This window comes from Methylobacterium sp. Leaf112 (assembly GCF_001423295.1).
Lineage (GTDB): Bacteria > Pseudomonadota > Alphaproteobacteria > Rhizobiales > Beijerinckiaceae > Methylobacterium.
Genome location: NZ_LMNG01000023.1, coordinates 98,376 through 121,565, shown reverse-complemented (window position 1 = coordinate 121,565; position 23,190 = coordinate 98,376). Strand labels below are relative to the sequence as shown.

General features: G+C 66.5%; 21 protein-coding genes. 6 read left to right on the top strand and 15 right to left on the bottom strand.

Annotation, left to right across the window (positions count from 1 at the left end; translation table 11 throughout):
- Positions 1-14 precede the first annotated feature (14 nt).
- From ASF52_RS10930 to coxB, 14 genes are all read right to left on the bottom strand, one after another.
- Positions 15-959, bottom strand: a complete 945-nt coding sequence (locus ASF52_RS10930) for a hypothetical protein (RefSeq protein WP_056171687.1) — start codon at positions 957-959, stop codon at positions 15-17.
- 52 nt (positions 960-1,011) lie between these two features.
- A complete protein-coding gene (locus ASF52_RS10925) occupies positions 1,012-1,359 on the bottom strand; it encodes a hypothetical protein (RefSeq protein ID WP_056171686.1) in 348 nt (115 codons plus the stop codon).
- 232 nt (positions 1,360-1,591) lie between these two features.
- Positions 1,592-4,477 carry a sensor domain-containing phosphodiesterase gene (locus tag ASF52_RS10920; protein WP_056171684.1) on the bottom strand — a complete coding sequence of 962 codons (2,886 nt, stop codon included), beginning with the start codon at positions 4,475-4,477 and terminating at the stop codon, positions 1,592-1,594.
- A gap of 194 nt (positions 4,478-4,671) precedes the next feature.
- Complete coding sequence (locus ASF52_RS10915; protein ID WP_056171682.1) at positions 4,672-5,967, bottom strand: M16 family metallopeptidase; 1,296 nt, start codon at positions 5,965-5,967, stop codon at positions 4,672-4,674.
- A 5-nt stretch (positions 5,968-5,972) separates the two neighbouring features.
- Positions 5,973-7,385 carry a threonine synthase gene (gene thrC, locus ASF52_RS10910; protein ID WP_056171680.1) on the bottom strand — a complete coding sequence of 471 codons (1,413 nt, stop codon included), beginning with the start codon at positions 7,383-7,385 and terminating at the stop codon, positions 5,973-5,975.
- 64 nt (positions 7,386-7,449) lie between these two features.
- Complete coding sequence (locus ASF52_RS10905) at positions 7,450-7,866, bottom strand: DUF4864 domain-containing protein (RefSeq protein ID WP_056171677.1); 417 nt, start codon at positions 7,864-7,866, stop codon at positions 7,450-7,452.
- Positions 7,867-7,942: 76 nt separating this feature from the next.
- Positions 7,943-8,674, bottom strand: a complete 732-nt coding sequence (locus tag ASF52_RS10900; protein WP_244472850.1) for an SURF1 family protein — start codon at positions 8,672-8,674, stop codon at positions 7,943-7,945.
- 23 nt (positions 8,675-8,697) lie between these two features.
- Positions 8,698-9,096, bottom strand: a complete 399-nt coding sequence (locus tag ASF52_RS10895; RefSeq protein WP_056172168.1) for a DUF983 domain-containing protein — start codon at positions 9,094-9,096, stop codon at positions 8,698-8,700.
- 101 nt (positions 9,097-9,197) lie between these two features.
- Entirely contained in the window at positions 9,198-10,055 is an 858-nt protein-coding gene (locus ASF52_RS10890) for a cytochrome c oxidase subunit 3 (RefSeq protein ID WP_056171676.1), read from the bottom strand.
- A 134-nt stretch (positions 10,056-10,189) separates the two neighbouring features.
- Positions 10,190-10,789, bottom strand: a complete 600-nt coding sequence (locus ASF52_RS10885; protein WP_056171674.1) for a cytochrome c oxidase assembly protein — start codon at positions 10,787-10,789, stop codon at positions 10,190-10,192.
- Between the two features lie 20 nt (positions 10,790-10,809).
- Positions 10,810-10,974, bottom strand: a complete 165-nt coding sequence (locus tag ASF52_RS22955) for a hypothetical protein (RefSeq protein ID WP_056171672.1) — start codon at positions 10,972-10,974, stop codon at positions 10,810-10,812.
- Positions 10,971-11,924 (bottom strand): heme o synthase, encoded by a 954-nt coding sequence (locus tag ASF52_RS10875; RefSeq protein ID WP_056172166.1) that lies wholly within the window; start codon positions 11,922-11,924, stop codon positions 10,971-10,973. The genes ASF52_RS22955 and ASF52_RS10875 overlap by 4 nt, the downstream gene beginning before the upstream one ends.
- A 190-nt stretch (positions 11,925-12,114) precedes the next feature.
- Positions 12,115-13,746 carry a cytochrome c oxidase subunit I gene (ctaD, locus tag ASF52_RS10870; RefSeq protein WP_056171670.1) on the bottom strand — a complete coding sequence of 544 codons (1,632 nt, stop codon included), beginning with the start codon at positions 13,744-13,746 and terminating at the stop codon, positions 12,115-12,117.
- 54 nt (positions 13,747-13,800) lie between these two features.
- Positions 13,801-14,643, bottom strand: coding sequence for a cytochrome c oxidase subunit II (gene coxB, locus ASF52_RS10865; protein ID WP_056171669.1), 843 nt, complete (start codon positions 14,641-14,643; stop codon positions 13,801-13,803).
- A 276-nt stretch (positions 14,644-14,919) separates the two neighbouring features.
- Here coxB and ASF52_RS10860 point away from each other — a divergent pair, with 276 nt between their 5' ends.
- From ASF52_RS10860 to ASF52_RS10835, 6 genes are all read left to right on the top strand, one after another.
- Positions 14,920-15,828 carry a LysR family transcriptional regulator gene (locus ASF52_RS10860; RefSeq protein WP_056171667.1) on the top strand — a complete coding sequence of 303 codons (909 nt, stop codon included), beginning with the start codon at positions 14,920-14,922 and terminating at the stop codon, positions 15,826-15,828.
- Between the two features lie 158 nt (positions 15,829-15,986).
- Positions 15,987-16,460 (top strand): formate dehydrogenase subunit gamma, encoded by a 474-nt coding sequence (locus ASF52_RS10855; RefSeq protein ID WP_056171665.1) that lies wholly within the window; start codon positions 15,987-15,989, stop codon positions 16,458-16,460.
- On the top strand, positions 16,457-18,016 hold the full coding sequence (locus ASF52_RS10850) for a formate dehydrogenase beta subunit (protein WP_056171662.1): 1,560 nt from the start codon (positions 16,457-16,459) through the stop codon (positions 18,014-18,016). The genes ASF52_RS10855 and ASF52_RS10850 overlap by 4 nt, the downstream gene beginning before the upstream one ends.
- Positions 18,017-18,029: 13 nt before the next feature.
- Positions 18,030-20,891, top strand: coding sequence for a formate dehydrogenase subunit alpha (gene fdhF, locus ASF52_RS10845; protein WP_056171661.1), 2,862 nt, complete (start codon positions 18,030-18,032; stop codon positions 20,889-20,891).
- On the top strand, positions 20,878-21,732 hold the full coding sequence (gene fdhD / locus ASF52_RS10840; RefSeq protein WP_056171659.1) for a formate dehydrogenase accessory sulfurtransferase FdhD: 855 nt from the start codon (positions 20,878-20,880) through the stop codon (positions 21,730-21,732). The genes fdhF and fdhD overlap by 14 nt, the downstream gene beginning before the upstream one ends.
- 34 nt (positions 21,733-21,766) lie before the next feature.
- Positions 21,767-22,057: a formate dehydrogenase subunit delta gene (locus ASF52_RS10835; RefSeq protein WP_056171658.1), complete on the top strand. Its 291-nt coding sequence runs from the start codon at positions 21,767-21,769 to the stop codon at positions 22,055-22,057.
- A gap of 10 nt (positions 22,058-22,067) precedes the next feature.
- Here ASF52_RS10835 and ASF52_RS10830 read toward each other — a convergent pair whose 3' ends face one another.
- Positions 22,068-22,964 (bottom strand): hypothetical protein, encoded by an 897-nt coding sequence (locus ASF52_RS10830; protein ID WP_244473780.1) that lies wholly within the window; start codon positions 22,962-22,964, stop codon positions 22,068-22,070.
- Between the last annotated feature and the right edge of the window lie 226 nt (positions 22,965-23,190).

Below are 23,190 nucleotides of genomic sequence, written 5' to 3'. Positions count from 1 at the left end.
GCCGATTTTTCGTGTCAGGGGATGGGGTCGAGCAGGATCGGATAGCAACGCGCGCCGGCCGCCGCCGCCAGGACTTCCACGGCGCCGACGGTCGAGGCATCTCCCGCGACATGGACCACATCGGTGGTGCGCAGCGACGGCAGATGCGCCGTCAGGGGGCCGGGTCGCACGTCGGGCGGGCGCTGGCGGCTGCGGTCGGCGACGAGCACGACGCGGCCGACGCCCGTGGCACGCAGCCAATCCAGGGAGGGCCGCATGTAGAGGTCGAGGGGGTCGCGGGCACCGACATGGATCGCCACCTCGCGCGCCGGCTCGATGTACCGCGCGGCCCGCGCAATGGACCAAATCGGAGCGAATCCGGTCTCGGCGGCGACGAGGACGAGGCGACCGCCACCGGGCCGGTAGTAGCCCCGGCCGACGGGCCCTTTGATCTTCACCGGATGGTCGAGCCGGATGCCGTCCCCGAACGCGTCGGGCAGGGCCGCGCGGTCTCCGGTGAGGCGAAGGTGAAAGACGAGTTCGTTGAGTTCCGCCGCGCCATCGACGCGCAGGGTCGGACTGAGGGTGACGGGATCGAAGCCCTCGAAGGTGGCCACCACGCCATGGCCCGGTTCGAAGGCGAGCCGCTTGGTGATCGTCACCACGACTTCGAGGGTGTGGGGCCCGAGTGGGGTGATCTGCGTGACCGTTCCGGCGCGCTTTTGCGCAGGAACGGGCTTCACCGGGGCAGCGACCGTCTCGGACCGCTCGATGAGGCTGGGGCGGGGCAGGGTGAGCTTGACGGTATCCGAGCGGTGGCTGCGTGCCTGTGCACGCCGGGGGAGGGGGCCGGACCCCTGGCCCAGGAGACCGGGTTGCGCGGCGATCATCCCGTCGGCCAGGGCGGCTTCCAGGGGCGTATCACCCGTGGAAACACGCACGGACCTGCCGTTGACCACGAGGGAGCAGCGGGCGCTCATCAGTATCCCTCGAACGGGGCAGGGCGGCGCGTCGCGCGTCGCGGAGGGGCGGCTATCGTGCGGTGTGCAGGAGCTGGTCGACGAGGGCGGCCCAGCGGTCGCGTACGGCCTGGGCCTCGGGCGTCAGCGGCTCCGGGTCGGCGATGGTCGCGATGCAGGCCCGCAGGTGGGCGGCCTCGTCGCGTTCCGAGCGTAGAACCGCCTTCATGACGAGGAGCTGGGCCTTCAGGTGAGCAACCTCCTCGGAGGCCTGCGCGCGATTCTCGGGGGCCGCGGCGCCCGGGTGAAGCGTGACGACCTCGGCCATGGGGGTCTCGACGAGTCGAAGCGGCCGGGCCATCAGGCGCCGCACGATGGTGGAGTCGAAACCTTCGTCGGTCCGGAGTGCGGCCTCGGCCATCACGCAATTCCCTCTCGCACGGCCACTCGAATCTGGCCTTTCGTCATCGAGAACGATGCCGGATCATGGTTAAGGGAGGTTTAAGCCGATCCAAGACATTCACGCGATGGGGCGTTCTACCGAGGCGGCGGACGAACTCGTCCCGACCCGAGCAGACGTGTGGCGTTCGACCGACCCTGCGTGACGCGCCGTCTCGACGAAGCCATTCGGCGTGTCGATCGACCGGGCGGTCTCAGGCGGCTTCCGGGGCCGCTCCAAGGAGCTGTCGAGCCTGGAGCATCGACATGGGCTCGCCGAAGGCGAAGCCCTGAGCGTACTCGCAGCCGAGTTCCGCCAGCGCCTGCGCGTCGGCTTCCGATTCCGCACCCTCGGCCACGATGGCGAGGCCGAGTTCCTGCGCCATCTTGACGATGGAACGAAGGATCCCCGTGCGTCCCGTCGCGATCTGGCGAACGAAGGATTGGTCGATCTTGATCGTGTCGAACGGAAAGCGCTGGAGGTACGACAGGGCGGAGTAGCCCGTCCCGAAATCATCCAGCGACAGGCCGGCGCCCAGATCATGGATGCGGGCGAGCATCTGCGCCGCGTATTCCGGATTCTCCATCACCAGGCTCTCGGCGAGCTCGAGCTTGAGAGACCCCGGCAGCACGCCGGAACGCGCCAGGATCGTCTTCACGTCGTGCAGGAGATCGTGGCGCAGCAACTGACGCGACGACATGTTGACGGTGGCGAAGATCGGCGGTTCGACGTCGAGGGAACGTTGCCAGGCGGCGAGTTCGAGGGCCGTGCGCTCCAGGGCGAAAATTCCGAGGTTGACCACGAAGCCGCATTCCTCGGCCACCGGCATGAAGGTGGACGCCGGGATACGGCCGAGTCTCGGATGGTCCCAGCGCAGGAGCGTCTCGAAACCCGCGACGGTGCGGTCCTCCAGCCGGACGATGGGCTGGAACAGCACTTTCATCTCGTTGCGTTCGAGGGACCGGCGCAGGTCCCCTTCGAGCATCAGGCGGTCGCCGCGCTCGTTGCGCATATCGGCGCGGAACACCTCGATGCGGTCGCCGCCGCCGCGCTTGGCCTGGATCATGGCGATCTCGGCGTTCTTGAACACCTCCTCGCGCTTCAGGGTGGCTCCGACCTCGTGCAGGACGATGCCCACGGACACCGTGAGGAAGATCTCGCGATCGGCGTAGGTGATGGGCGTGGCGATGGCCTTGCGGATCATCTCGGCGAACGAAAGGATACGGTCGGGATCGCGTTCCGACAGCAGGATGAGGGCGAATTCGTCGCCCGCCACCCGGGCCAGGGTGTCCTGCGGGCGGAGGAGCCGGCCGAGGCGACGCGACAGGGTCAGCAGGATCGAGTCGCCGGCCGAGAGACCAATCGCGTCGTTGATGGCCTTGAACCGGTCGATGTCGAGAACGATGGTCGTCGGCTTCAGACGCGCATCCTGGCTGGCAAAAGCGAGTGCCGCGTCGAGTCGGTCGTGGAACAGTTCGCGATTGGGCAGTCCCGTGAGGCTGTCGTGCACGGCATCGTGCAGCAGGCGTTCCTCGGCGGTCTTCACCTCGGTGACGTCCGCGATGGTGCCGACGATGCGCACCACCTCGCCGTCGGTGCCGATCACGGGGCGCGCCTTCAGGCGATACCAGTAGTACGGCCCGGCCGTGGAGCGCAGGCGGAAATCGTGGACGATGCGGCCGCGCCGTTCCTCGATGACCGTATCGAGGGCGGCCGAGTAGCGCTCCACGTCGAAGGGATGCACCAGGGCGAGCCAGTTCACCGCCGGACCTTCGAGGGTTCCCCGCTTCAGGCCGAGTTGCCCCTCCATCTCCTGACCGGCGAAGACCCGGTCGCCGGGTACATCCCAGTCGAACACCACGTCCCCTGCGCCGGTCAGCGCCAGCGCTCGACGCTCGGTGTCGGACACGAGGGCGTGGGTGAGGCCACCCCCGGCGAAGGCGTGCTGCATCACCGTGAACCCGATGAGCATGACGATAAGGACGAGACCACCGATGAGGGCAGGCTGCACGAGATCGGAACCGATCTGGCCGGTGATGGCGAACCCCGCCGCCACCACCCACACAAGAAGAAGGAACCATGTCGGGATCAGCAGGATCGCCCGGTCATAGCCGTTATGGGCGGCGAGATAGACGATGAGGAGCAGGCCGACGCCGGCCACGGCCGCGATGGAGATGCGGGCGACGCCCGCGGCAACGGGCGGATCGAATACCGCGAGCGCGACGAGGCCCGCGAGGAACGCGAGCCAGAAGAACGCCACGTGGCTGTAGCGCACGTGCCATCGGCTGAGGTTGAGGTAGGCGAACAGGAAGACCAGCAGGGTGGCGCCCAGCACCGCCTCGGCCGACGCACGATAGATTCGCTCCGCCACCTCGGTGACGGGGAGAATGCGCTGCAGAAATCCGAAATCGATGCACGCGTAGGCGAGCACAGACCACGCCAGCGCTGCGGCGGCCGGGAAGATGATCGCGCCCTTGACCACGAAGATGATCGTTAGAAACAGAGCCAGCAGGCCGGCGATGCCGATGATGATCCCTTTGTAGAGGGTCAGGCCGGTGGACTTCTTCCGGTAGGCTTCCTGGTCCCAGAGGTAGACCTGGGGGATGTTCGGTCCACGCAACTCGGCCACATAAGTGACGGTGGCGCCGGGATCGAGGGTGATGACGAACTGGTCGGCTTCCGGGTTCTCGTCGCGCTCCGGGCGGATACCCTGGCTCGCCGTGATGGCGGCGATGCGCGAGCCACCGAGATCTGGCCAGATCACCCCGGACCCGACGAGGCGGAAATGCGGGGCGACGAGGACCCGGTCGATCTGCTCGTCGGTGTCGTTGGTGAGCGCGAACACCATCCAGTCGGGGCGTGCACCCGTGTCGCGCGCCTTGACGACGATGCGGCGGACGATGCCGTCCTTACCCGGGGCCGTGGAAATCTGGATGAGGTCGCCGTCCGAGCGGTAGCGCTCGATCATCGTCGTGAGGTCGATGGCCGGCGCATCGAGGGTGACCCGCACGGCCTCGACGGCGCGCGCCGGCGCGCTGAAGACCAGGGCGCCGAACAGGGCCGTGAAGACGGCGGCGAAGACGAGGAGGATTTGACGCAACGGGCGAGTGTTCCGGCCGGGCGGGCGAGTGTGACGAATACGGCTCAGCTAGGGTGCCCAGTCGTATCGGCGGCGACCTCCACCGGCAAGGCGGAGTGCTCGCCGAAGCGGAGGCACCCACTGTTTCTCAACCGTGACGCCGGACCCGCTGGATCACGTTCCTTTGCGGCCAAAACAAGCCGCCCGTGAAATCCTTAGGCCGCGCTCAAGGCCGCGGTGATCCGCTCGAGGGACGGCAGCTTCTTGATCGGGCCGATGGCGGCGAGGGTCGGGGCGCCGGTGAGAAGCCTTCTGCCGGCAGCCCGCACATCATCGACGGTCACGGCATCGACCTTGGCGATGACCTCCTGCGCCGGAATCACCCGGCCCCAGGCCAGGATCTGGCGGGCATTGCGCTCGATGCGGCCCCCCGGTGTTTCGAGGGCCGACAGCAGGGCGACCTTGAGCTGTGCCTTGGCGCGGGCGACCTCGACGGTGTCGGCGTCGCGGGCCGCCCGGGTTGTGGCCTCCAGGGTCACGTCGATCAGTTGGCCGAGATCGCCGCCCGAGGTGCCGGCGCCGATGCCGAACAACCCGCAATCGTAGAAGGACCAGTGGAACGCCTGAATCTCGTAGGCGAGGCCCCGCGTCTCGCGGACCTCGTGCCACAGGCGCGAGGTCAGGCCGCCTCCGAGCACTTGAGCGAACATATGCAGGGCGTAGTAGCCGGGATCGCGGAACGAGAGGCCCGGCAGGCCGAGGACCACGTTGGCCTGCTCGAGCTTCTTCTGGATCCGCTTCTCGCCGCCCTTGTAGACACCCGGGACCGTCTCGGGGGGCGTCGCAGCCTTGAGATCCCCGAAATGGGCCCGCGCCGATTCGACGATGGCGTCGTGCGCGATCGCACCGGCCGCCGCGAGCACGATGCGGTCCGGAGTGTACTCGCGGGCGATGTAGGCTTCGATGCCGGCGCGGTCGAAGCTGTTGATCGTCTCGGGCGTCCCGATGATCGGCCGACCCATGGGCTGATCGGGGAAGGCCGCCTCGGTGAAGGCCTCGTAGACCACGTCGTCGGGGGTATCCTCGATGGCGGCGTGTTCCTGTAGGATCACGCCCTTCTCACGCGCCAGCTCGCCGGCCTCGAACACCGAATCCGTGAGGATATCGCCGATGACGTCGAGGGCCACGCCGGCGTCCTCGCCCAGTACGCGGGCGGTGTAGCTCGTGCCCTCGGCGGAGGTGGCGGCGTTGATGTCGCCACCGACGTTCTCGATGTCCTCGGCGATGCGCCGGGCCGAGCGCGTGGTCGTGCCCTTGAACGCCATGTGCTCGATGAGATGGCTGAGCCCGCTCTCGTCCGGCCGCTCGTGCCGGGAGCCTGCGCCGACCCAGACGCCCAGGGTCGCCGTCGCGACACCCGGCATCGCCTCCGTGACGACGGTGACTCCATTGTCCAGGCGGGTGATCCGCAGGTCAGGGGAGGCGCCATGGGTGGCGAAGTGCTGGTTCATGGAATTCAGCCGGCCTTGGTGATGCGGGCGTGGGTGCGGATGAAGCTCTCCACGGCCGCCTGATCGTTGGCGACGCGGGAGAATTTTTCCTCGCGGTCGAGGAGGTCGGCGAGATGCGGCGGCAGGGCAGGGCGCGCTCCGCCGACGGCCTCGGACACGGCATCGGGGAACTTCGCCGCGTGTGCGGTCGCCAAGGCGACGACGGGCGTGCGCGGATTCTTATCGAGGAGCCGTCGGGCGGCATGGACGCCGATGGCGCTGTGCGGATCGATGACGTGACCGGTTTCGGCGAAGGTCCGGGCGATCTCTGCCTTCACGGCATCCTCGGGCACGGCGGTAGCGTCGAACTCGGCGCGCACGGTGTCGAGGACCGCTTCGTCGAGGCTGAACCCGCCCGACTGTTTCAGCCCGGCCATGAGCCGGCCGAGGCTGGACGAATCCCGGCCGAGGGCCTCGAACAGCAGACGCTCGAAATTCGAAGAGATCTGGATGTCCATGGAGGGCGAGGAGGTAGGCTGGACGCCGCGGACCTCATAGGACCCGTGCTCCAAGGTACGTGCCAGGATGTCGTTGGCATTGGTGCCGATCATCAGGCGATCGATGGGGAGGCCCATGCGCTTGGCGACCCAACCGGCCAGGATATCACCGAAATTGCCCGTGGGCACGGCGAACGAGACCCGCCGATGTGGTGCGCCGAGAGCGACCGCGCTGGTGAAATAATACACCGCCTGGGCGGCGACCCGCGCCCAGTTGATGGAATTCACGCCCGAGAGCTTCACCGCATCGGCGAACTCGGCGTGCTGGAACAGGGCTTTGACGATGTTCTGGCAATCATCGAAATTGCCGTCGATGGCGATGGCGTGGACGTTGTCCGCCCCGACCGACGTCATCTGCCGACGCTGGACCTCCGAGACGCGGCCCTCCGGAAACAGGATGAAGATGTCGACCTGATCGAGGCCGCGGAACGCTTCGACGGCCGCCGAGCCGGTGTCGCCCGAGGTGGCACCGACGATGGTCGCCCGCGACCCGCGCGCCCGCAGGACATGGTCCATGAGCCGCCCGAGGAGCTGCATCGCCACGTCCTTGAACGCGAGCGTCGGCCCATGGAAGAGTTCGAGCAGGAATAGGTTGTCGTCGAGCTGGGTCAGCGGACACACGGCCGGGTGCCGGAACGTCGCGTACGAGTCCTCGATCATCCGATCGAAATCGGCATCCGCGATCTCGCCGTCGATCAGAGGGCGCAGGACGATCTTGGCGGCATCGGCGTAGCGCAGGCCCGCGAGCCCCGCGATGGTCTCGTGCGACAGTTGCGGCCAGCTCTCGGGCACGTAGAGACCGCCGTCGCGGGCAAGCCCGGCGAGCAAGGCGTCGGAGAAGGAAAGGGGCGCCGCTGCGCCGCGGGTCGAAACGTGAAGCAAAGGGGCCTCCAGGAAGGCGCCCCGTCTACACCAAGCCGTCCGGCCTGTCGAAACCTGATGCGCCTCAGGTGCTGGTGCCCGGCGCCTTCTTGAGTTGGCACCCCGTGATGCGCCATGCACCGTCTGCTTGTCTCTCCAGGGTGTAGAGGGCCACCCAGTCGATGCCGGCCTCGTCCTGCAGCTTCACACCGAGGGCGACACCGTTGGCATCGACATCCTCCACCCGGTCCACGCTGTAGCTTCGAGCGCGATAGACGGCGGCGTAGCCCTGTCGCACCATAGCGAGGAAGGTGTCGGGCGAGGGGAACATCCCCTGGATCGCAGGTGCAGCCTGGGCGTAGGCCGTCGCCGCATCGTCCTTCCGGAAAGCCTCGATCTGTCGGGTGACGGTGGCGCGGGCAGCCTCGCGCCCAGCTTCATCGGCGGCGTGCGCCGCGCTCCACGTCAAACCGAGGGTCAGCAACAGGATCGCGGCGCGCATGGGCACACTCCAGGGCGTGATCCGCCCTCCCAGAGAGTAGCGCACACCCCGTTGCCGGCAAGCCGACGGAGAACGGTCAGGCAGGGTCGGGTGCGTCGAAGAGGCGCTTCCAGGCGAACACACCGAAGACACCGATGAGGCAGCCGGCGATGCCGAACCACGTGAAGGCGTATTGCAGATGGTTGTTCGGCAGGTCGACCCGCAACTGACCGCCCTTCGGCCAGCCGCCCGGATTGGGAGTGGCGTCGGCTTCGACGAGATAGGGCAGAGGGGCCGCCAGCCCGGCTGCCGCGCTGATGCCGGCGATGTCGCGGTTGAACCACTCGTTGCGCGCCGCATCGGGGGCGGGGACGAACATGGTCCGCGGCTCGGAACCCCGCAGGATACCGGTGATCGTGGTCTCGCCCGCGATCTGCCCGACCGTCCGGCTCGTCGGCGCTTTCAGTTCCGTGGGTACGAAGCCGCGGTTGATCAGCACCGTATCGCCCTCGGACCGCCGTAGCGGCGTCAGGACATAATAGCCCTGGAGCGCGCGACCGGGTGCGGCGCCGGCGGCCAAGCCATGGACGAGGGTCTCGCGGTCGTTGAGTAGCGTGCCGGTCACCCGCACTCGCCGAAACTCGTCGGCCTCTGGGTTCCACGTGCCCGGCGCCGGCAAGGACGCCGGTGGTTCGATGCGCGACCGGTCGAGGATGCGCCCGATGAGCGCTTCCTTCTGGCTCTTGCGATCGAGCTGCCAAACGCCGAGGCCGAGGAGAATCGCGAGACAAACGAGCGAGACGAGGCCGGGCGCGATCAGAGCTCGCACGGCCCCAGGTCGAACGGCCGACACTAGCGAAAGCGTCCCTGCTCGGCCTTGTTGGCGAATTGAAGGGCCGCGAGCACGCCCTTGAGAGGCCGAATAATGGCGAGGCTCAGACCAATGGAGAGCGACCCGGCGACGACGGCGTGGACCCAGATCGGCGGCTCGTAGGAAATCTCCATCCACAGGGCGAGGCCGACCACGATGGTACCGACGATGGACATGACGAAGAAGGCCGGACCATCGCCGGAATTGAAGCCGGAATAGTCGAGACCGCAGGCTTCGCAGGACGGCGCGAAGGTGAGGAAGCCGTCGAACATGTGACCTTCCCCACAGCGCGGGCAGCGACCGCGCAGTCCTGTGGGAATCGGTGGGGGAAGCGGCCGCGTAGCGTCCAAGATTCGTACTCCTCGAGCCCGGGTGAGCATCAGCTCGATCTGGATATGGGGATAGGAGTTGGTCTCGACACGCGAAAGGGCGGCTCGCGCCGCCCTTTCATATCTCCCATGCAGCCGAGGGCCGCTTACGATCAGTGGGCGGCGTGTCCGATGCCAGATCCCCAGACGTAGATCGAGGCGAACAGGAACAGCCAGACCACGTCAACGAAGTGCCAGTACCAAGCGGCGAACTCGAAACCGAGGTGCTGCTTCACGGTGAACTGACCGAGATACGCACGGTAGAGGCAGATGGCCAGGAAGATGGTGCCGATGATGACGTGGAAGCCGTGGAAGCCCGTCGCCATGAAGAAGGTCGCCGAGTAGATGCTGCCCGAGAAGCCGAAATGGGCGTGGGCGTACTCGTAGGCCTGACAGGCCGAGAACAGCACGCCGAGGATGATCGTCAGCCACAGACCATACTTCAGGCCCTTGCGGTCGTCATGCAGCAGGGCGTGGTGCGCCCACGTGATGGTCGTGCCCGAGGTCAGCAGGATCAGGGTGTTGAGAAGCGGCAGGTGCCAAGGGTCGAAGGCTTCGATGCCCTTGGGCGGCCACGTCCCGCCGGTGAAATCGACGCGGGTCGATTGGATGGGGTCGGCGGTGTAGAGCGCTGCCTCGAAATAGGCCCAGAACCACGCGGCGAAGAACATCACCTCCGAGGCGATGAACATGATCATGCCGTAGCGGTGGTGGAGCTGCACCACGCGGGTGTGATCGCCGGTGTTGGCCTCGTGGACCACGTCCTTCCACCAGGCGTACATGGTGTAGAGCACGCCGATGGTGCCGGCACCGAAGATGTACGGACCCGGGCTGAGGGTGCCGATGGTGAGGCTCTTCATCCAGAAGACGGCCCCGAACGCCATCAGGAAGCCGGAGAAGGCGCCGATGAGCGGCCACGGACTCGGGGCGAGAATGTGGAAATCGTGGTTCTTGGCGTGCGCCTCGGCCATCTAACGTCTCTCCTGACCCCTGGGCCCCGACCGTGACGGCCCCGGGCTCTCTCATTGTTTCGGCTCGACCGGATGCCCGGCTTCCACGCTCAGACCCTTAATCGGCCGGGCGCGCTCTTGTCACGCTTGCTGCGTCAGAAATTCGACTTCTTTCCCGTGCCGCCCGTTGTCGCAAGCGCGGCCGTGGGCTGACCGTTCTTCGACGCGAAGTAGGTGTAGGACAGCGTCATCTCCGAGAGGTGCGCGGTGTTCGAATCCTGGCGTACGGCCGGATCGATGTAGAACACCACCGGGAAGTCCATGGTCTCGCCCGGCTGCAGGGTCTGCTCATTGAAGCAGAAGCACTCGATCTTGACGAAGAACGCGCCCATCAGCGCCGGCTGGACGTTGAAGGTCGCGATGCCGGTGGATGGTACGGTGCCGGTGTTCTTCACCTTGAAAAAAACGGTCTTGGTTTCGCCCAGGCGGGCCGTGACTTCGGCGGCCTCGGCCTGGAAGCGCCAGGGCAGGCTGGAGGATACGTTGGTATCGAACCGGACCAGCATGCCGTCGTCGGTGGCGGCCGCCACCTGAGCGATGCCCTTGCGCGGGGTGCCGTCGAAGCCCGTTGCTTTGCAGAACATGTCGTAGAGCGGCACCGACGCGAAGGCGAGGCCGATCATTCCGAAGGCGAGGCCCGCGCAGGCGAACGCCGTGACGGCGGCCTTGCGGGAGGGATTCGTGCGATCGGTCATGGTGTCTCCCTCGCCACGCGTCAGAGTGCGCGATTGAGGACCTGAGGTCCGAGCTTCGCGATGGTCAGAACGTAGAAGATCGCCACGAGGGTGAAGAGGACGGCCGCGATGGCGAGGGAACGCTTGCGCCGGCGCTGCGCCTCCTCCGGCGTCAACGGCCGCGGCTGGTTCTGAAGGCCGCTCACGCGATCACCGTCCGAAACAGGCCAAGGCTGTGCTCGGCCAGAAGGGCGGAGAACAGTAGGAAGAGGTAGAGGATCGAGAAGCCGAACATGCCGAGCGCCGCCTTGCGCTCTGCCTCGCCCTCCCGATTGCGGAAAACGTGAACGCTGAAAGCCAGCATGCCGAGGCCACCCAGCAGCGCCGTCACGCCGTAGAGCAGTCCACCGAAGCCGAGAAAGACCGGGGCGAGGCCGATGGGGAACAGGACGAGGGAGTAGTAGATGATCTGGCGGCGGGTCGATTGCGGCCCAGCCACGTTCGGCATCATCGGGATGCCGGCCTTGGCGTATTCTCCGGACTTGATCAGCGCCAGCGCCCAGAAGTGCGGCGGCGTCCAGATGAAGATGATGAGGAACAGGACGATCGACTCGATGCCGACGGAGCCTGTGACGACGGCCTGACCGATGACCGGGGGCAGGGCGCCTGCGGCACCCCCGATAACGATGTTCTGTGGCGTCGCACGCTTCAGCCACATGGAATAGAACACCGCGTAGAACACGATGGTGAAGGCGAGGAGCCCGGCGGCGAGCCAGTTCGAGGCGAGGCCGAGAACAAGGACCGAGCCGACGGATAGGACGATGCCGAAGGCCAGGGCTTCGTTGGGCTGGATGCGCCCGTCCGGAATCGGGCGCTTGGCCGTCCGGGTCATCACCGCGTCGATGTCGGCGTCCCACCACATGTTGAGGCAGCCGGAGGCGCCGGCACCAACCGCGATCATGAGCAGCGAGATCGTACCCACCACCGGCTGGATGTGGACGTTCGATACCGCCATGCCGACGAGTGCGGTGAAGATCACCAGCACCATCACCCGGGGCTTCAACAGGGCGAAGAAGTCGGAGACTTCGCCGCCGACGGCCATGATGACCGGTTGCGGCTCGGCGTCAGCGGATAGGCTGTTCGACAGGCTCGTCATGGGGACCTGCATGGGGACCTGATTGAGTTTGTCGTAGCGAATGGGGCTTCGGATCGCGCCGTCATCGAGTGTGACGTCCTGGCGCCGCCCTTTTCGGGATGCCCGCCCGCGAGTTCGGTGGGAAGGCATCCGGGAAAGAGCGAGGACCGCTGGCGCGGTCCTCGCAATCCGAAAAGCTGTGGCTTTTCTCTTAGTGGCCCGGCTCGTCGACGATGCGGGGCAGCGTCTCGAACTGGTGGAAGGGCGGCGGCGACGACAGCGTCCACTCGAGGGTGGTCGCACCTTCACCCCAGGGATTGTCGGCGGCGCGTCGGCTGGAGCGGAACGCCAGAACCACACCGATGAAGAACACCACCATGCCGAGGGCGAAGATGTGCCCGCCCCAGGTCGAGACCTTGTGCCATCCGGCGAACGCCTCCGGGTAGTCGGCATAGCGACGCGGCATGCCGGCGAGACCGAGGAAGTGCATCGGGAAGAACAGTACGTTCGCGCCGATGAAGGCGAGCCAGAAGTGCAGCTTGCCTGCCCATTCGGGGATGATGTGGCCGGTCATCTTCGGGAACCAGTAGTAGACACCGGCGAAGATGATGAACACCGCGCCGAGCGAGAGCACGTAGTGGAAGTGCGCCACGACATAGTAGGTGTCGTGCAGGTACTTATCGACGGCCGAGTTCGCGAGCACGACGCCAGTGACGCCACCGACGGTGAACAGGAAGATGAACCCGACGGCCCAGTGCATGGCGGCGGTGAAGCGGATGGACCCGCCCCACATGGTGGCGATCCACGAGAAGATCTTCACGCCGGTGGGCACCGCGATCACCATGGTGGCGAACACGAAGTAGGACTGGGTCTGGAGCGACAGTCCGACGGTGTACATGTGGTGTGCCCACACGACGAAGCCGACGACGCCGATGGCCACCATGGCGTAGGCCATGGCGAGGTATCCGAACACCGGCTTGCGCGAGAAGGTCGAGATGATGTGCGAGACGATGCCGAAGGCCGGCAGGATCATGATGTACACTTCGGGGTGACCGAAGAACCAGAACAGGTGCTGGTAGAGCACCGGATCACCGCCGCCGGCCGGATCGAAGAAGGTCGTGCCGAAGTTGCGGTCGGTGAGCAGCATGGTGATCGCGCCGGCGAGAACCGGCAGCGACAGGAGCAGCAGGAACGCGGTCACCAGCATCGACCAGGCGAACAGCGGCATCTTGTGCAGGGTCATGCCCGGCGCGCGCATGTTCAGGATCGTGGTGATGAAGTTGATGGCGCCGAGGATCGAGCCGGCGCCCGAGAGGTGGAGAGCGAAGATCGCGAAGTCGACGGCGGGGCCGGGATGTCCGGCGCTGGAGAGCGGAGGGTAGACGGTCCAGCCGGTGCCGGCGCCGCTGGAGCCCGGAGCGCCCTCGACGAACAGCGAGCAGACGAGGCTGAGGAAGCCCGCCACCGTCAGCCAGAACGAGATGTTGTTCATGCGCGGGAACGCCATGTCGGGCGCGCCGATCATGAGGGGCACGAACCAGTTGCCGAAGCCGCCGATGAGGGCGGGCATCACCATGAAGAACACCATGATGAGGCCGTGGCCGGTCACGAACACGTTGTAGGTGCCGGGGTTGGCGAAATACTGGAGGCCGGGCTCCTCCATCTCCATGCGGATGCCGAAGGAGAGGAACGCGCCGATGATGCCCGCGCAGAAGGCGAACAGCAGATAGAGAGTGCCGATGTCCTTGTGGTTCGTGGACAGGAACCAGCGGGAGAAGAACGGTGGCTTGTGATCGTGGGCGTGGGCGTCGTGGTGCCCCGAATGTGCTGCGGCGTTAGCCATGGATAGACCTCAGTCCAGGTTTCTCTTGAATCTCATGAAACGAGGCCGGACCCGTCAGCGGGCCGCAGCGAACTTCGAGGTGTCGTTGTCGATCCGAGCGAACTTCGTCTTACCCTCGGCGAGCCACTTCGCGTACGCCTCGTCGCTCACGACCTGGACCGTGATCGGCATGTAGGCGTGACGGGCGCCGCAGAGCTCGGAGCACTGACCGTGATAGGTGCCCTCGCGCTCGGCCTTGAACCAGAACTGGTTGAGGCGGCCGGGGATGGCGTCGATCTTGAAGCCGAAAGACGGGATCGCCCAGGAATGAAGCACGTCGGCGGCGGTGACCTGGATCTTCACGATCTTGTTCACCGGCACGACCATGTCGTTGTCGGTGCCGAGCAGCTTGGGCTGCTTGTCCTCGTCGAGGTTGGCGTCGAACGTGAAGCCCCCGCCGTTCTCCACGGCCGGATACTCGTAGGACCAGTACCAGGCGTGGCCGATCACCTTCACCAGCACGTCGGCCTTCGGGTCCGAGAGCTGCGTGCGCAGCAGGCGGAAAGAGGGAATCGCGACGGCGACGAGGATCAGCACCGGGACGATGGTCCAGGCCACCTCGATGAGTGTGTTGTGGGTGGTCTTCGACGGCGTTGGGTTCGCCTTCTCGCTGAAGCGGAAGACGCAATACAGGATCAGCGCCAGCACGAAGAGCGAGATGCCGAACGAGAGCCAGTGCATGCCCTGCTCGAACGTGTGGATGTCCCGTGCATTCTCGGTGACCGGGACCTGACGGTCCATCTGCCAGGGCACGGGTTGACCGATGCCCGCCGCCAACGCGGAGGATGACGAGACGAGGACGGCGCCAAGCGCGGCAAGCCCCCATGATGACCGGTGTTGCGCCTGCGTCGTCCGCATCTGCCTCTCTCGGCTCCCCATGACGTGATCGATTGTCCCCGCGCCTCTTGCTATATTTAGACGAAAGCGCAAGTGCGTTCTGCGGGTGTTGCGGCATCCCGCGGATTTTGCCCACCTTGAATGCCGATCGGCGTGTCAGACCACATGGATTGTGGGGGCGCAACCGCAACAGCGTCGCATCGGCGGCATTCCAGCGGGTTACGCCGGGTCGGATTCGCGCGATGCGCGCGTTCCCCCAAAGGGGAGTCCCGTCGTCAGGGAGGTTCGTGCCGGTCCGTGATCGAACGCCTCGAATTCATCCTCGCTCTCGCCCGCGAGCGTCATTTCGGCCGGGCCGCGCAGGTCTGCAACGTCTCGCAGCAGACCCTGTCGGCCGGCGTGAAGCAGCTCGAGGAACGCCTCGGCGTCATGCTGGTCCAGCGCGGCTCACGCTTCCAGGGCTTCACCCCGGAGGGCGAGCGGGTGCTCGAATGGGCGCGCCGCATCGTCGGGGATGCACGTGCCATGCGGGAGGAGGTGGCGAGCCTCCGGCGCGGCCTGTCCGGGACCCTGCGGCTCGCCGCGATCCCCACGGCGACGCCCATCGTCGCAGCCCTGACGACACCGTTCCGGATGCGCCACCCCGAGGTACGGTTCTCCGTGCACTCCACCACCTCGGGGGAGATCGGTCGCCTCATCGCCGATCTCGAGATCGATGCCGGCATCACCTACCTGGAGAACGAGCCGCTGGGACGCCTCACCGCCGTGCCGCTCTACCGCGAGCGCTACCGGCTGCTCACGGCGGTGGACGGCGTGTTCGGCGCCCGGGACTCGGTGACATGGGAGGAGGTGGCCCGCATCCCGCTCTGCCTCCTCACCCCCGACATGCAGAACCGCCGGATCATCGACCGGCACCTCACCAATGTCGGGCGGGTTTCGGCGCCGCTCCTCGAATCGAACTCGATGATCGTGCTGCTCACCCATGTCCGGACCGCGAAGTGGGCCAGCATCATGCCGGCAGTGCTGGCCGACAGCTTCCGCCTCAGCGAGCGGGTACGGGCCGTGCCCATCGTCGAGCCCGACGTCAGCCACCTCATCGGCCTCGTCGTGCCCGAGCGTGAACCGATGACGCCGCTCTGCGCCGCCCTGATCGTCGAGGCCCGCGCCGCCGCATCCACCATCGCGCAGGATATTGCCTCTCTGTGAGGTTTGCCGTCCCGGCGATCTCTGCAATCGCTATGAGTTTTTGCGTTGCACAATCGAGTTTTGACAAAAATCCGTTGTCGACCAACGGAAAGGCGCGATTGATTCAAGCTCGGTGATATACCACCTTGGAACGAGAACAAGATAAACCGGGTGGAACAATGCTGCCGAACGAGCCCTGGAGCGAGCCCCGCGCCGCCGGGATCATCGCCGAACATCTTCATCTCGAAGGGGCGACCCTTCCGATCTTGCACGCCCTTCAGGAAACCTTCGGCTACGTCGACGAGGGGGCCGTACCGCTCATCGCCGACGCCTTGAACCTGTCGCGCGCCGAGATCCACGGCTGCATCACCTTCTACCACGACTTCCGCCGCGCCCCGTCGGGCAAGCATCAGGTGAAGCTGTGCCGGGCCGAGGCCTGTCAGGCCATGGGCTCGGACAAGCTCCACGCCGACATCCTCGCCCGCCTCGGGATCGATTGGCACGGCACAACTTCGGATGGGCAGGTCACCGTCGAGCCGGTCTACTGCCTCGGCCTCTGCGCCAACGGCCCCGGCGCCCTCGTGGATGACGAGCCCCTGGCCCGGCTCACCGCTGACTCCCTGGAATCAGCCCTCGCCGAGGTGAAGTCATGAGCATCACCCTCTACGTTCCCCGCGATGCCGTGGCCCTGGGGCTCGGGGCCAACCGCGTCGCACGCGCCCTGTTCGCCGGTGCCGAGCGCCGGGGCCTCGACGTCACCATCGTCCGCACGGGATCGCGCGGAATGCTGTGGCTCGAGCCTATGGTCGAGGTCGGCACGCCGGACGGGCGCATCGCCTACGGTCCGGTCACTCCCGGGGATGTCGATGCGTTGCTCGACGCCGGCCTGGTCGACGGCGGGGAGCATCCCCTGCGCCTCGGCGACCCCGAGAAGATCCCCTACCTCGCACGCCAGCATCGCCTCACTTTCCAGCGCTGCGGCGTCGTCGATCCGGTCTCCGTCGAGGATTACCGGGCGCACGGTGGCTACAGGGGTCTGGAAGCGGCCCTGAAGCTCGATGCCGCCGGCATCGTCGCCGAGGTGCGCGAGTCCGGCCTGCGCGGGCGCGGCGGCGCCGGTTTCCCGGCCGGCATCAAGTGGAACACGGTGATGCTCGCCGCGTCGGACCAGAAATACGTGGTCTGCAACGCCGACGAGGGTGATTCCGGGACCTTCGCCGATCGCATGATGATGGAGGGCGACCCCTTCAACCTCATCGAGGGCATGACCATCGCGGGCATCGCGACGGGCGCTACGCGCGGCTACATCTACCTTCGTTCGGAATACCCGCAGGCCTTCGCGACCCTGAAGGAAGCCATCGCCAACGGGGTGAAGGCCGGATTCCTCGGCGCCGACGTCATGGGCTCCGGCAAAGCCTTCCACCTCGAAGTGCGCCTCGGCGCCGGCGCCTATATCTGCGGCGAAGAGACCTCGCTGCTGGAGAGCCTCGAAGGCCGTCGCGGCATCGTCCGCGCCAAGCCGCCGATCCCGGCGCTCAAGGGCTTCCTCGGCCAGCCGACACTGGTCAACAACGTGATGACCTTCACGGCCGTGCCCTACATCCTCGAGCACGGCGCCAAGGCCTATGCCGAATACGGCATGGGCCGGTCGCTCGGCACGCTGGCGATCCAACTCGCCGGCAACATCAAGCATGGCGGTCTCATCGAGTACGCCTTCGGCATCACCCTCCGGGAGATCATCGAGGATTTCGGCGGCGGCACGCAGAGCGGCCGTCCGGTGCGCGCGGTTCAGGTCGGTGGCCCGCTCGGGGCTTACTTTCCCGATCACCTCCTCGACACGCCCCTCGATTACGAGGCGATGGCGGCCAAGAAGGGCCTCGTCGGCCACGGCGGCATCGTGGTGTTCGACGACACCGTGGACATGGCCAAGCAGGCGCGCTTCGCCTTCGAGTTCTGCGCGGTGGAATCCTGCGGCAAGTGCACCCCCTGCCGCATCGGGGCGACGCGCGGCGTGGAGACCATGGACAAGGTCATCGCCGGCACGGACACGCAGCGCAATCTGGCCGTCATTTCAGACCTTTGCGACGTCATGACCGACGGGTCGCTCTGCGCCATGGGCGGGCTTACCCCAATGCCCGTCATGAGCGCGATCACCCATTTCCCCGAGGATTTCGAGCGTGGCGGACACATGTCCGTCGCCGCCGAGTAAGGAGGCGCGACCCATGGCCCTCATCAAAGAGATCGATTACGGCACCCCGATCCGGGTGTCCGAGCAGACCGTGACGCTCACCATCGACGGCATGCACGTCACAGTGCCGGCCGGCACCTCCGTCATGGCCGCCGCCATGCACGCCGGCACGCAGATCCCCAAGCTCTGCGCCACCGATTCGCTGGAAGCCTTCGGCTCCTGCCGCCTTTGCCTCGTGGAGATCGAGGGCCGGCGCGGTACCCCCGCCTCCTGCACCACCCCGGCCGAGAACGGCATGGTGGTCTCGACGCAGACGGACAAGCTGGCCAAGCTCCGCAAGGGCGTGATGGAGCTCTACATCTCCGATCACCCCCTCGACTGCCTGACTTGCGCGGCCAACGGCGATTGCGAGTTGCAGGACATGGCCGGCGCGGTCGGCCTGCGCGACGTGCGCTACGGCTACGACGGCGCCAACCACGTCAAGCCGTCCTCGGACCAGTACCTGCCGAAGGACACCTCGAACCCCTACTTCACCTACGATCCGTCGAAGTGCATCGTCTGCAATCGCTGCGTCCGCGCGTGTGAAGAGGTGCAGGGCACCTTCGCGCTCACCATCGAGGGCCGCGGCTTCGACAGCCGCGTCGCCGCCGGCCCAACGAACTTCATGGAGTCCGAGTGCGTGTCCTGCGGCGCCTGCGTGCAGGCCTGCCCTACGGCGACGCTCCAGGAGAAGTCGATCATCGAGCACGGCCAGCCCGATCACTCCGAGATCACCACCTGCGCCTATTGCGGCGTCGGCTGCTCGTTCAAGGCCGAGATGCAGGGCACCCGCGTGGTGCGGATGGTTCCCTACAAGGGCGGCAAGGCCAACGAGGGCCATAGCTGCGTGAAGGGACGCTTCGCCTACGGCTACGCCACCCACAAGGACCGCATCACCAAGCCGATGATCCGCGACAAGATCACGGACCCCTGGCAGGAAGTGTCGTGGGAGGTCGCCATCGACCGCGCCGCGTCCGAGTTCAAGCGCATCCAGAAGACATACGGCAAGGATTCGGTCGGCGGCATCACCTCGTCGCGCTGCACCAACGAAGAAGCCTACCTCGTCCAGAAACTGGTTCGCGCCGCCTTCGGCAACAACAATGTCGACACCTGTGCCCGCGTCTGCCACTCGCCTACCGGCTACGGCCTGATGTCGACGCTGGGCACCTCGGCCGGCACCCAAGACTTCGCCTCGGTGGCGCATTCCGACGTCATCCTGGTCATCGGCGCCAACCCCACCGACGGCCACCCCGTCTTCGGCTCGCGGATGAAGAAGCGCCTGCGCGAAGGCGCTAAGCTCATCGTCGCCGATCCGCGCAAGATCGATCTGGTGAAGTCGCCCCACGTCAAAGCCGACTTCCACCTGCCCCTCAAGCCCGGCTCCAACGTCGCCTTCATCAACTCGATGGCGCACGTCATCGTCACCGAGGGGCTTATCGACGAGGCCTATGTCCGCGAGCGCTGCGATCTCGGCGACTTCGAGGCCTGGGCGCGGTTCGTGGCCGACGAGCGCCACTCGCCCGAGGCCCAGGAGCGCTTCACCGGCATCGATCCGGCCGAGCTCCGTGGCGCCGCCCGCCTCTACGCCAAGGGTGGCGCGGCCGGCATCTATTACGGTCTCGGCGTCACCGAGCACAGCCAGGGCTCGACCATGGTCATGGGCATGGCCAACATCGCCATGGCCACCGGCAACATCGGCATGCTGGGCGCCGGCGTGAATCCGCTCCGCGGTCAGAACAACGTCCAGGGTTCGTGCGACATGGGCTCGTTTCCGCACGAACTGCCGGGCTACCGTCATGTCTCCGACGACGCGACCCGCGAGACCTTCGAATCCCTGTGGGGCGTCTCGCTCGACAAGGATCCTGGCCTGCGCATCACCAACATGCTCGACGAGGCCGTCGATGGCGCCTTCAAGGGCATGTACATCCAGGGTGAGGACATCGCCCAGTCCGACCCCGATACGCACCACGTCACCGCCGGCCTGATGGCGATGGAGTGCATCGTCATCCAGGACATCTTCCTGAACGAGACGGCAAAGTACGCCCATGTCTTCCTTCCGGGCGCTTCGTTCCTTGAAAAGGACGGCACCTTCACCAATGCCGAGCGCCGTATTTCCCGCGTGCGCAAGGTGATGCCGCCGCTCTCCGGCGTTGGCGACTGGGAGGGCACGATGCTGCTCTCGAACGCCCTGGGCTACCCGATGAACTACAGTCACCCGTCCGAGATCATGGACGAGATCGCCTCGCTCACCCCGAGCTTCAAGGGTGTGAGCTTCGCCAAGATCGACGAGCTCGGCTCGATCCAGTGGCCGTGCAACGACGCGGCGCCGCGTGGCACGCCGATGATGCACGTCGACCGTTTCGTGCGGGGCTTGGGCAAGTTCATGATCACCGAGTACGTACCGACCGAGGAGCGCACGGGTCCGCGCTTCCCGCTCATCCTCACCACCGGGCGTATCCTGTCGCAGTACAATGTCGGCGCTCAGACCCGCCGCACTGAGAACTCGCGCTGGCACGAGGAGGACGTGCTGGAGATCCATCCGTTCGACGCCGAGGTGCGCGGCGTCGTCGACGGCGACCTCGTGGCGCTGGAAAGCCGCTCGGGCGACATCGCCCTCAAGGCCGTGGTCTCCGAGCGGATGCAACCGGGCGTGGTCTACACCACGTTCCACCATGCCAAGACCGGCGCCAACGTCATCACCACGGACTACTCGGACTGGGCCACCAACTGCCCCGAGTACAAGGTGACGGCGGTGCAGGTCCGGCGCACCAACCGGCCTTCCGATTGGCAGGCGAAGTTCTATGAAGAGGACTTCTCCCTGACCCGTATCGCGACCCAGTTGAATGCTGCCGAGTAGCCAGGACCTGAACGAGAACGACGCGCCGGCCGAGACCGCCCGGCGCGTCAAGACCTTGGTCGTCGCCTACGACGATCCCGCGGCCCGGCCGAGCGAGCGCGACCTCGCTGTCGAGATGCCGGTCAACCTCGTCTACGGCAGCGTGCCGTATGCGGTGATGATGACGACGCCGGCCGACCTCGTGGATTTTGCCTACGGGTTCAGCCTCACGGAGGGCATCGTGGCCTCGGCCGGCGAGATCCGGGACGTCACGGTCGAGATCGCCGATGGGGGCCTGCGTCTCCTCGTCGACCTCGCTCCGGGGCGCCTTCGTGAGCACCTTGCCCGCAAACGTGCCATCAGTGGCCGGACCGGTTGCGGCGTATGCGGGATCGACGATCTCTCCGCACTTCCCATGGCCGAAGCTCGCGTCGATGGGGCGGGCAGTGTCGGAATCGCCGCCATCGAACGGGCTCTCACCACACTCGGTGAGGCACAGGTGCTGAATCGTCGGACCCGCGCGGTTCACGCCGCCGCCTGGGCCAATCTCGACGGGTCCCTGTTCGCGGTAAGGGAGGATGTCGGGCGTCACAACGGCCTCGACAAACTCATCGGCGCTCTGATGCGCGAGCGGATCGATCCGGCGACCGGTTTCCTCGTGATTACGAGCCGTTGCTCGTTCGAGATGGTCGAAAAGGCGGCCAGCCTCGGCGCGTCGATCCTCGTTGCCATCTCCGCTCCGACATCGCTGGCCATCGACCGGGCGCGGCTGCACGGCATGACCCTTTGCGCTATCGCCCGCTCCGACACCCTCACGGTCTTTCACGGTCGCGAGCGTTTGATCCTCGCCCCGTCTCTCTGATCAATCCTGCAACGCAAACGACGCGAGCGTCCCCATGAGCGCCATGACATCCGATCAGAAACTCGTCCGCATGGCGAACCAGATCGCCACCTTCTTCCGCTCGTATCCGGACGACGAGGCTGTTGCCGGCATCCACAAGCACATCGTGGCGTTCTGGACTCCCAAGATGCGCCACGCCCTCGTCGCTTTCGGCCCCACGGAAGGGAGTGGGCTCGATCCGCTCGCACTCCAGGCGATCACCGAGAAGCCTCAGGCAGAGAGCCCCGTGCGCGCTGCCACCCGGGACCCCGCGCTTCAGGGCGCCGGCGCGAGCGACGCCGGCTGACTGGGGGACGTCAGTCTTTGGCTGGCTCGCTCGGCGGTGTTGCCCCCGGCACGATGGTGGCGCCGCCGATCACCCGAACCGACTTCTTCTGATCCGCGGGTGGGTCCTTCCACGCTTTAGGCGCCTTCGCGTCGATTTGCGGCTGCACGGCAGCTGGTGTCGGCGCAGTGGCGTTCGTCGCTGGCGTCACGGACTTCGGGGCTTCGAGGGAGGCAGCGGCCGGCTCCCGCACCTCCGGCTTTGACGAAGGTGTCTCGGACAGGCGGGGTGCCTGCGGGGTGATCCGGGTAGCGGCCGGCTTCGGCGGAGGATTGAGCCGGACCACCTTACCCGGAGCTTGGGGGGGGATTTGAGCTTGCGACGGCGCATCGGGATTCAAGCCCATTGGATTGCGGTCCAGGGGTTCGGCTCGGCCCACCCGAACGGCATCGAGCGGCGCGCGGCGAAGCGGTGCGTTCGGAACGGTGCTGGGCGGTATGATTCGCTCCGCTTCACGGACGGGACGGCGCGGAACCGCCTCCTCCTCGGTCCAACCGTATCCCGGCGCCGGCCGCGCAACGCGCACCGGCGGCGAGCCGAGGGCGACGTTCAGACGTTGGCGACGAAGGATTGCGCCATCGTGGGCATCGACGAACACGCGCACGCGCTCGCCATAGGGGTCGTCGGCTTCGACGACGTAGGCACGACCGTCGAATTGGGGTCGGGTGACGGCAGTGAATCCGCGGTCGTTCAGTCGCCACACCACGGCGCGCGGCGGCATCGGCATGTCGCGGTCGTCAAAATACTGCGCCATGGCGATTCCCGATCCGAAGACGGACAGGGTGAGGCCGCACAGTATCTTTGAGAGGCGCGGCATTGACGCGCGCGGACGGGGCTTGCTGCGCTGGTTCTGACCACGCACGATCATGAGGCCTCGTTCAGAAGGTTCGATCCGGAGGCCCGCTGTTGGCGCGGGTCCTCCGGTGGGTCTCCGCCAGGGCCTCGCCCCCGCATGCCGCTTGTGCCCGGCAAGGTCCTGTTAAGCGTGGGATTGGGGCGGGAATGCGAGGGCTTCGAGGCGGGTTTCTGTCGGGGTATGCCGAAGCAGGACTCGATCCAAACCCGTACCTGCGGCAACGGAGCGGGCCGTGAAA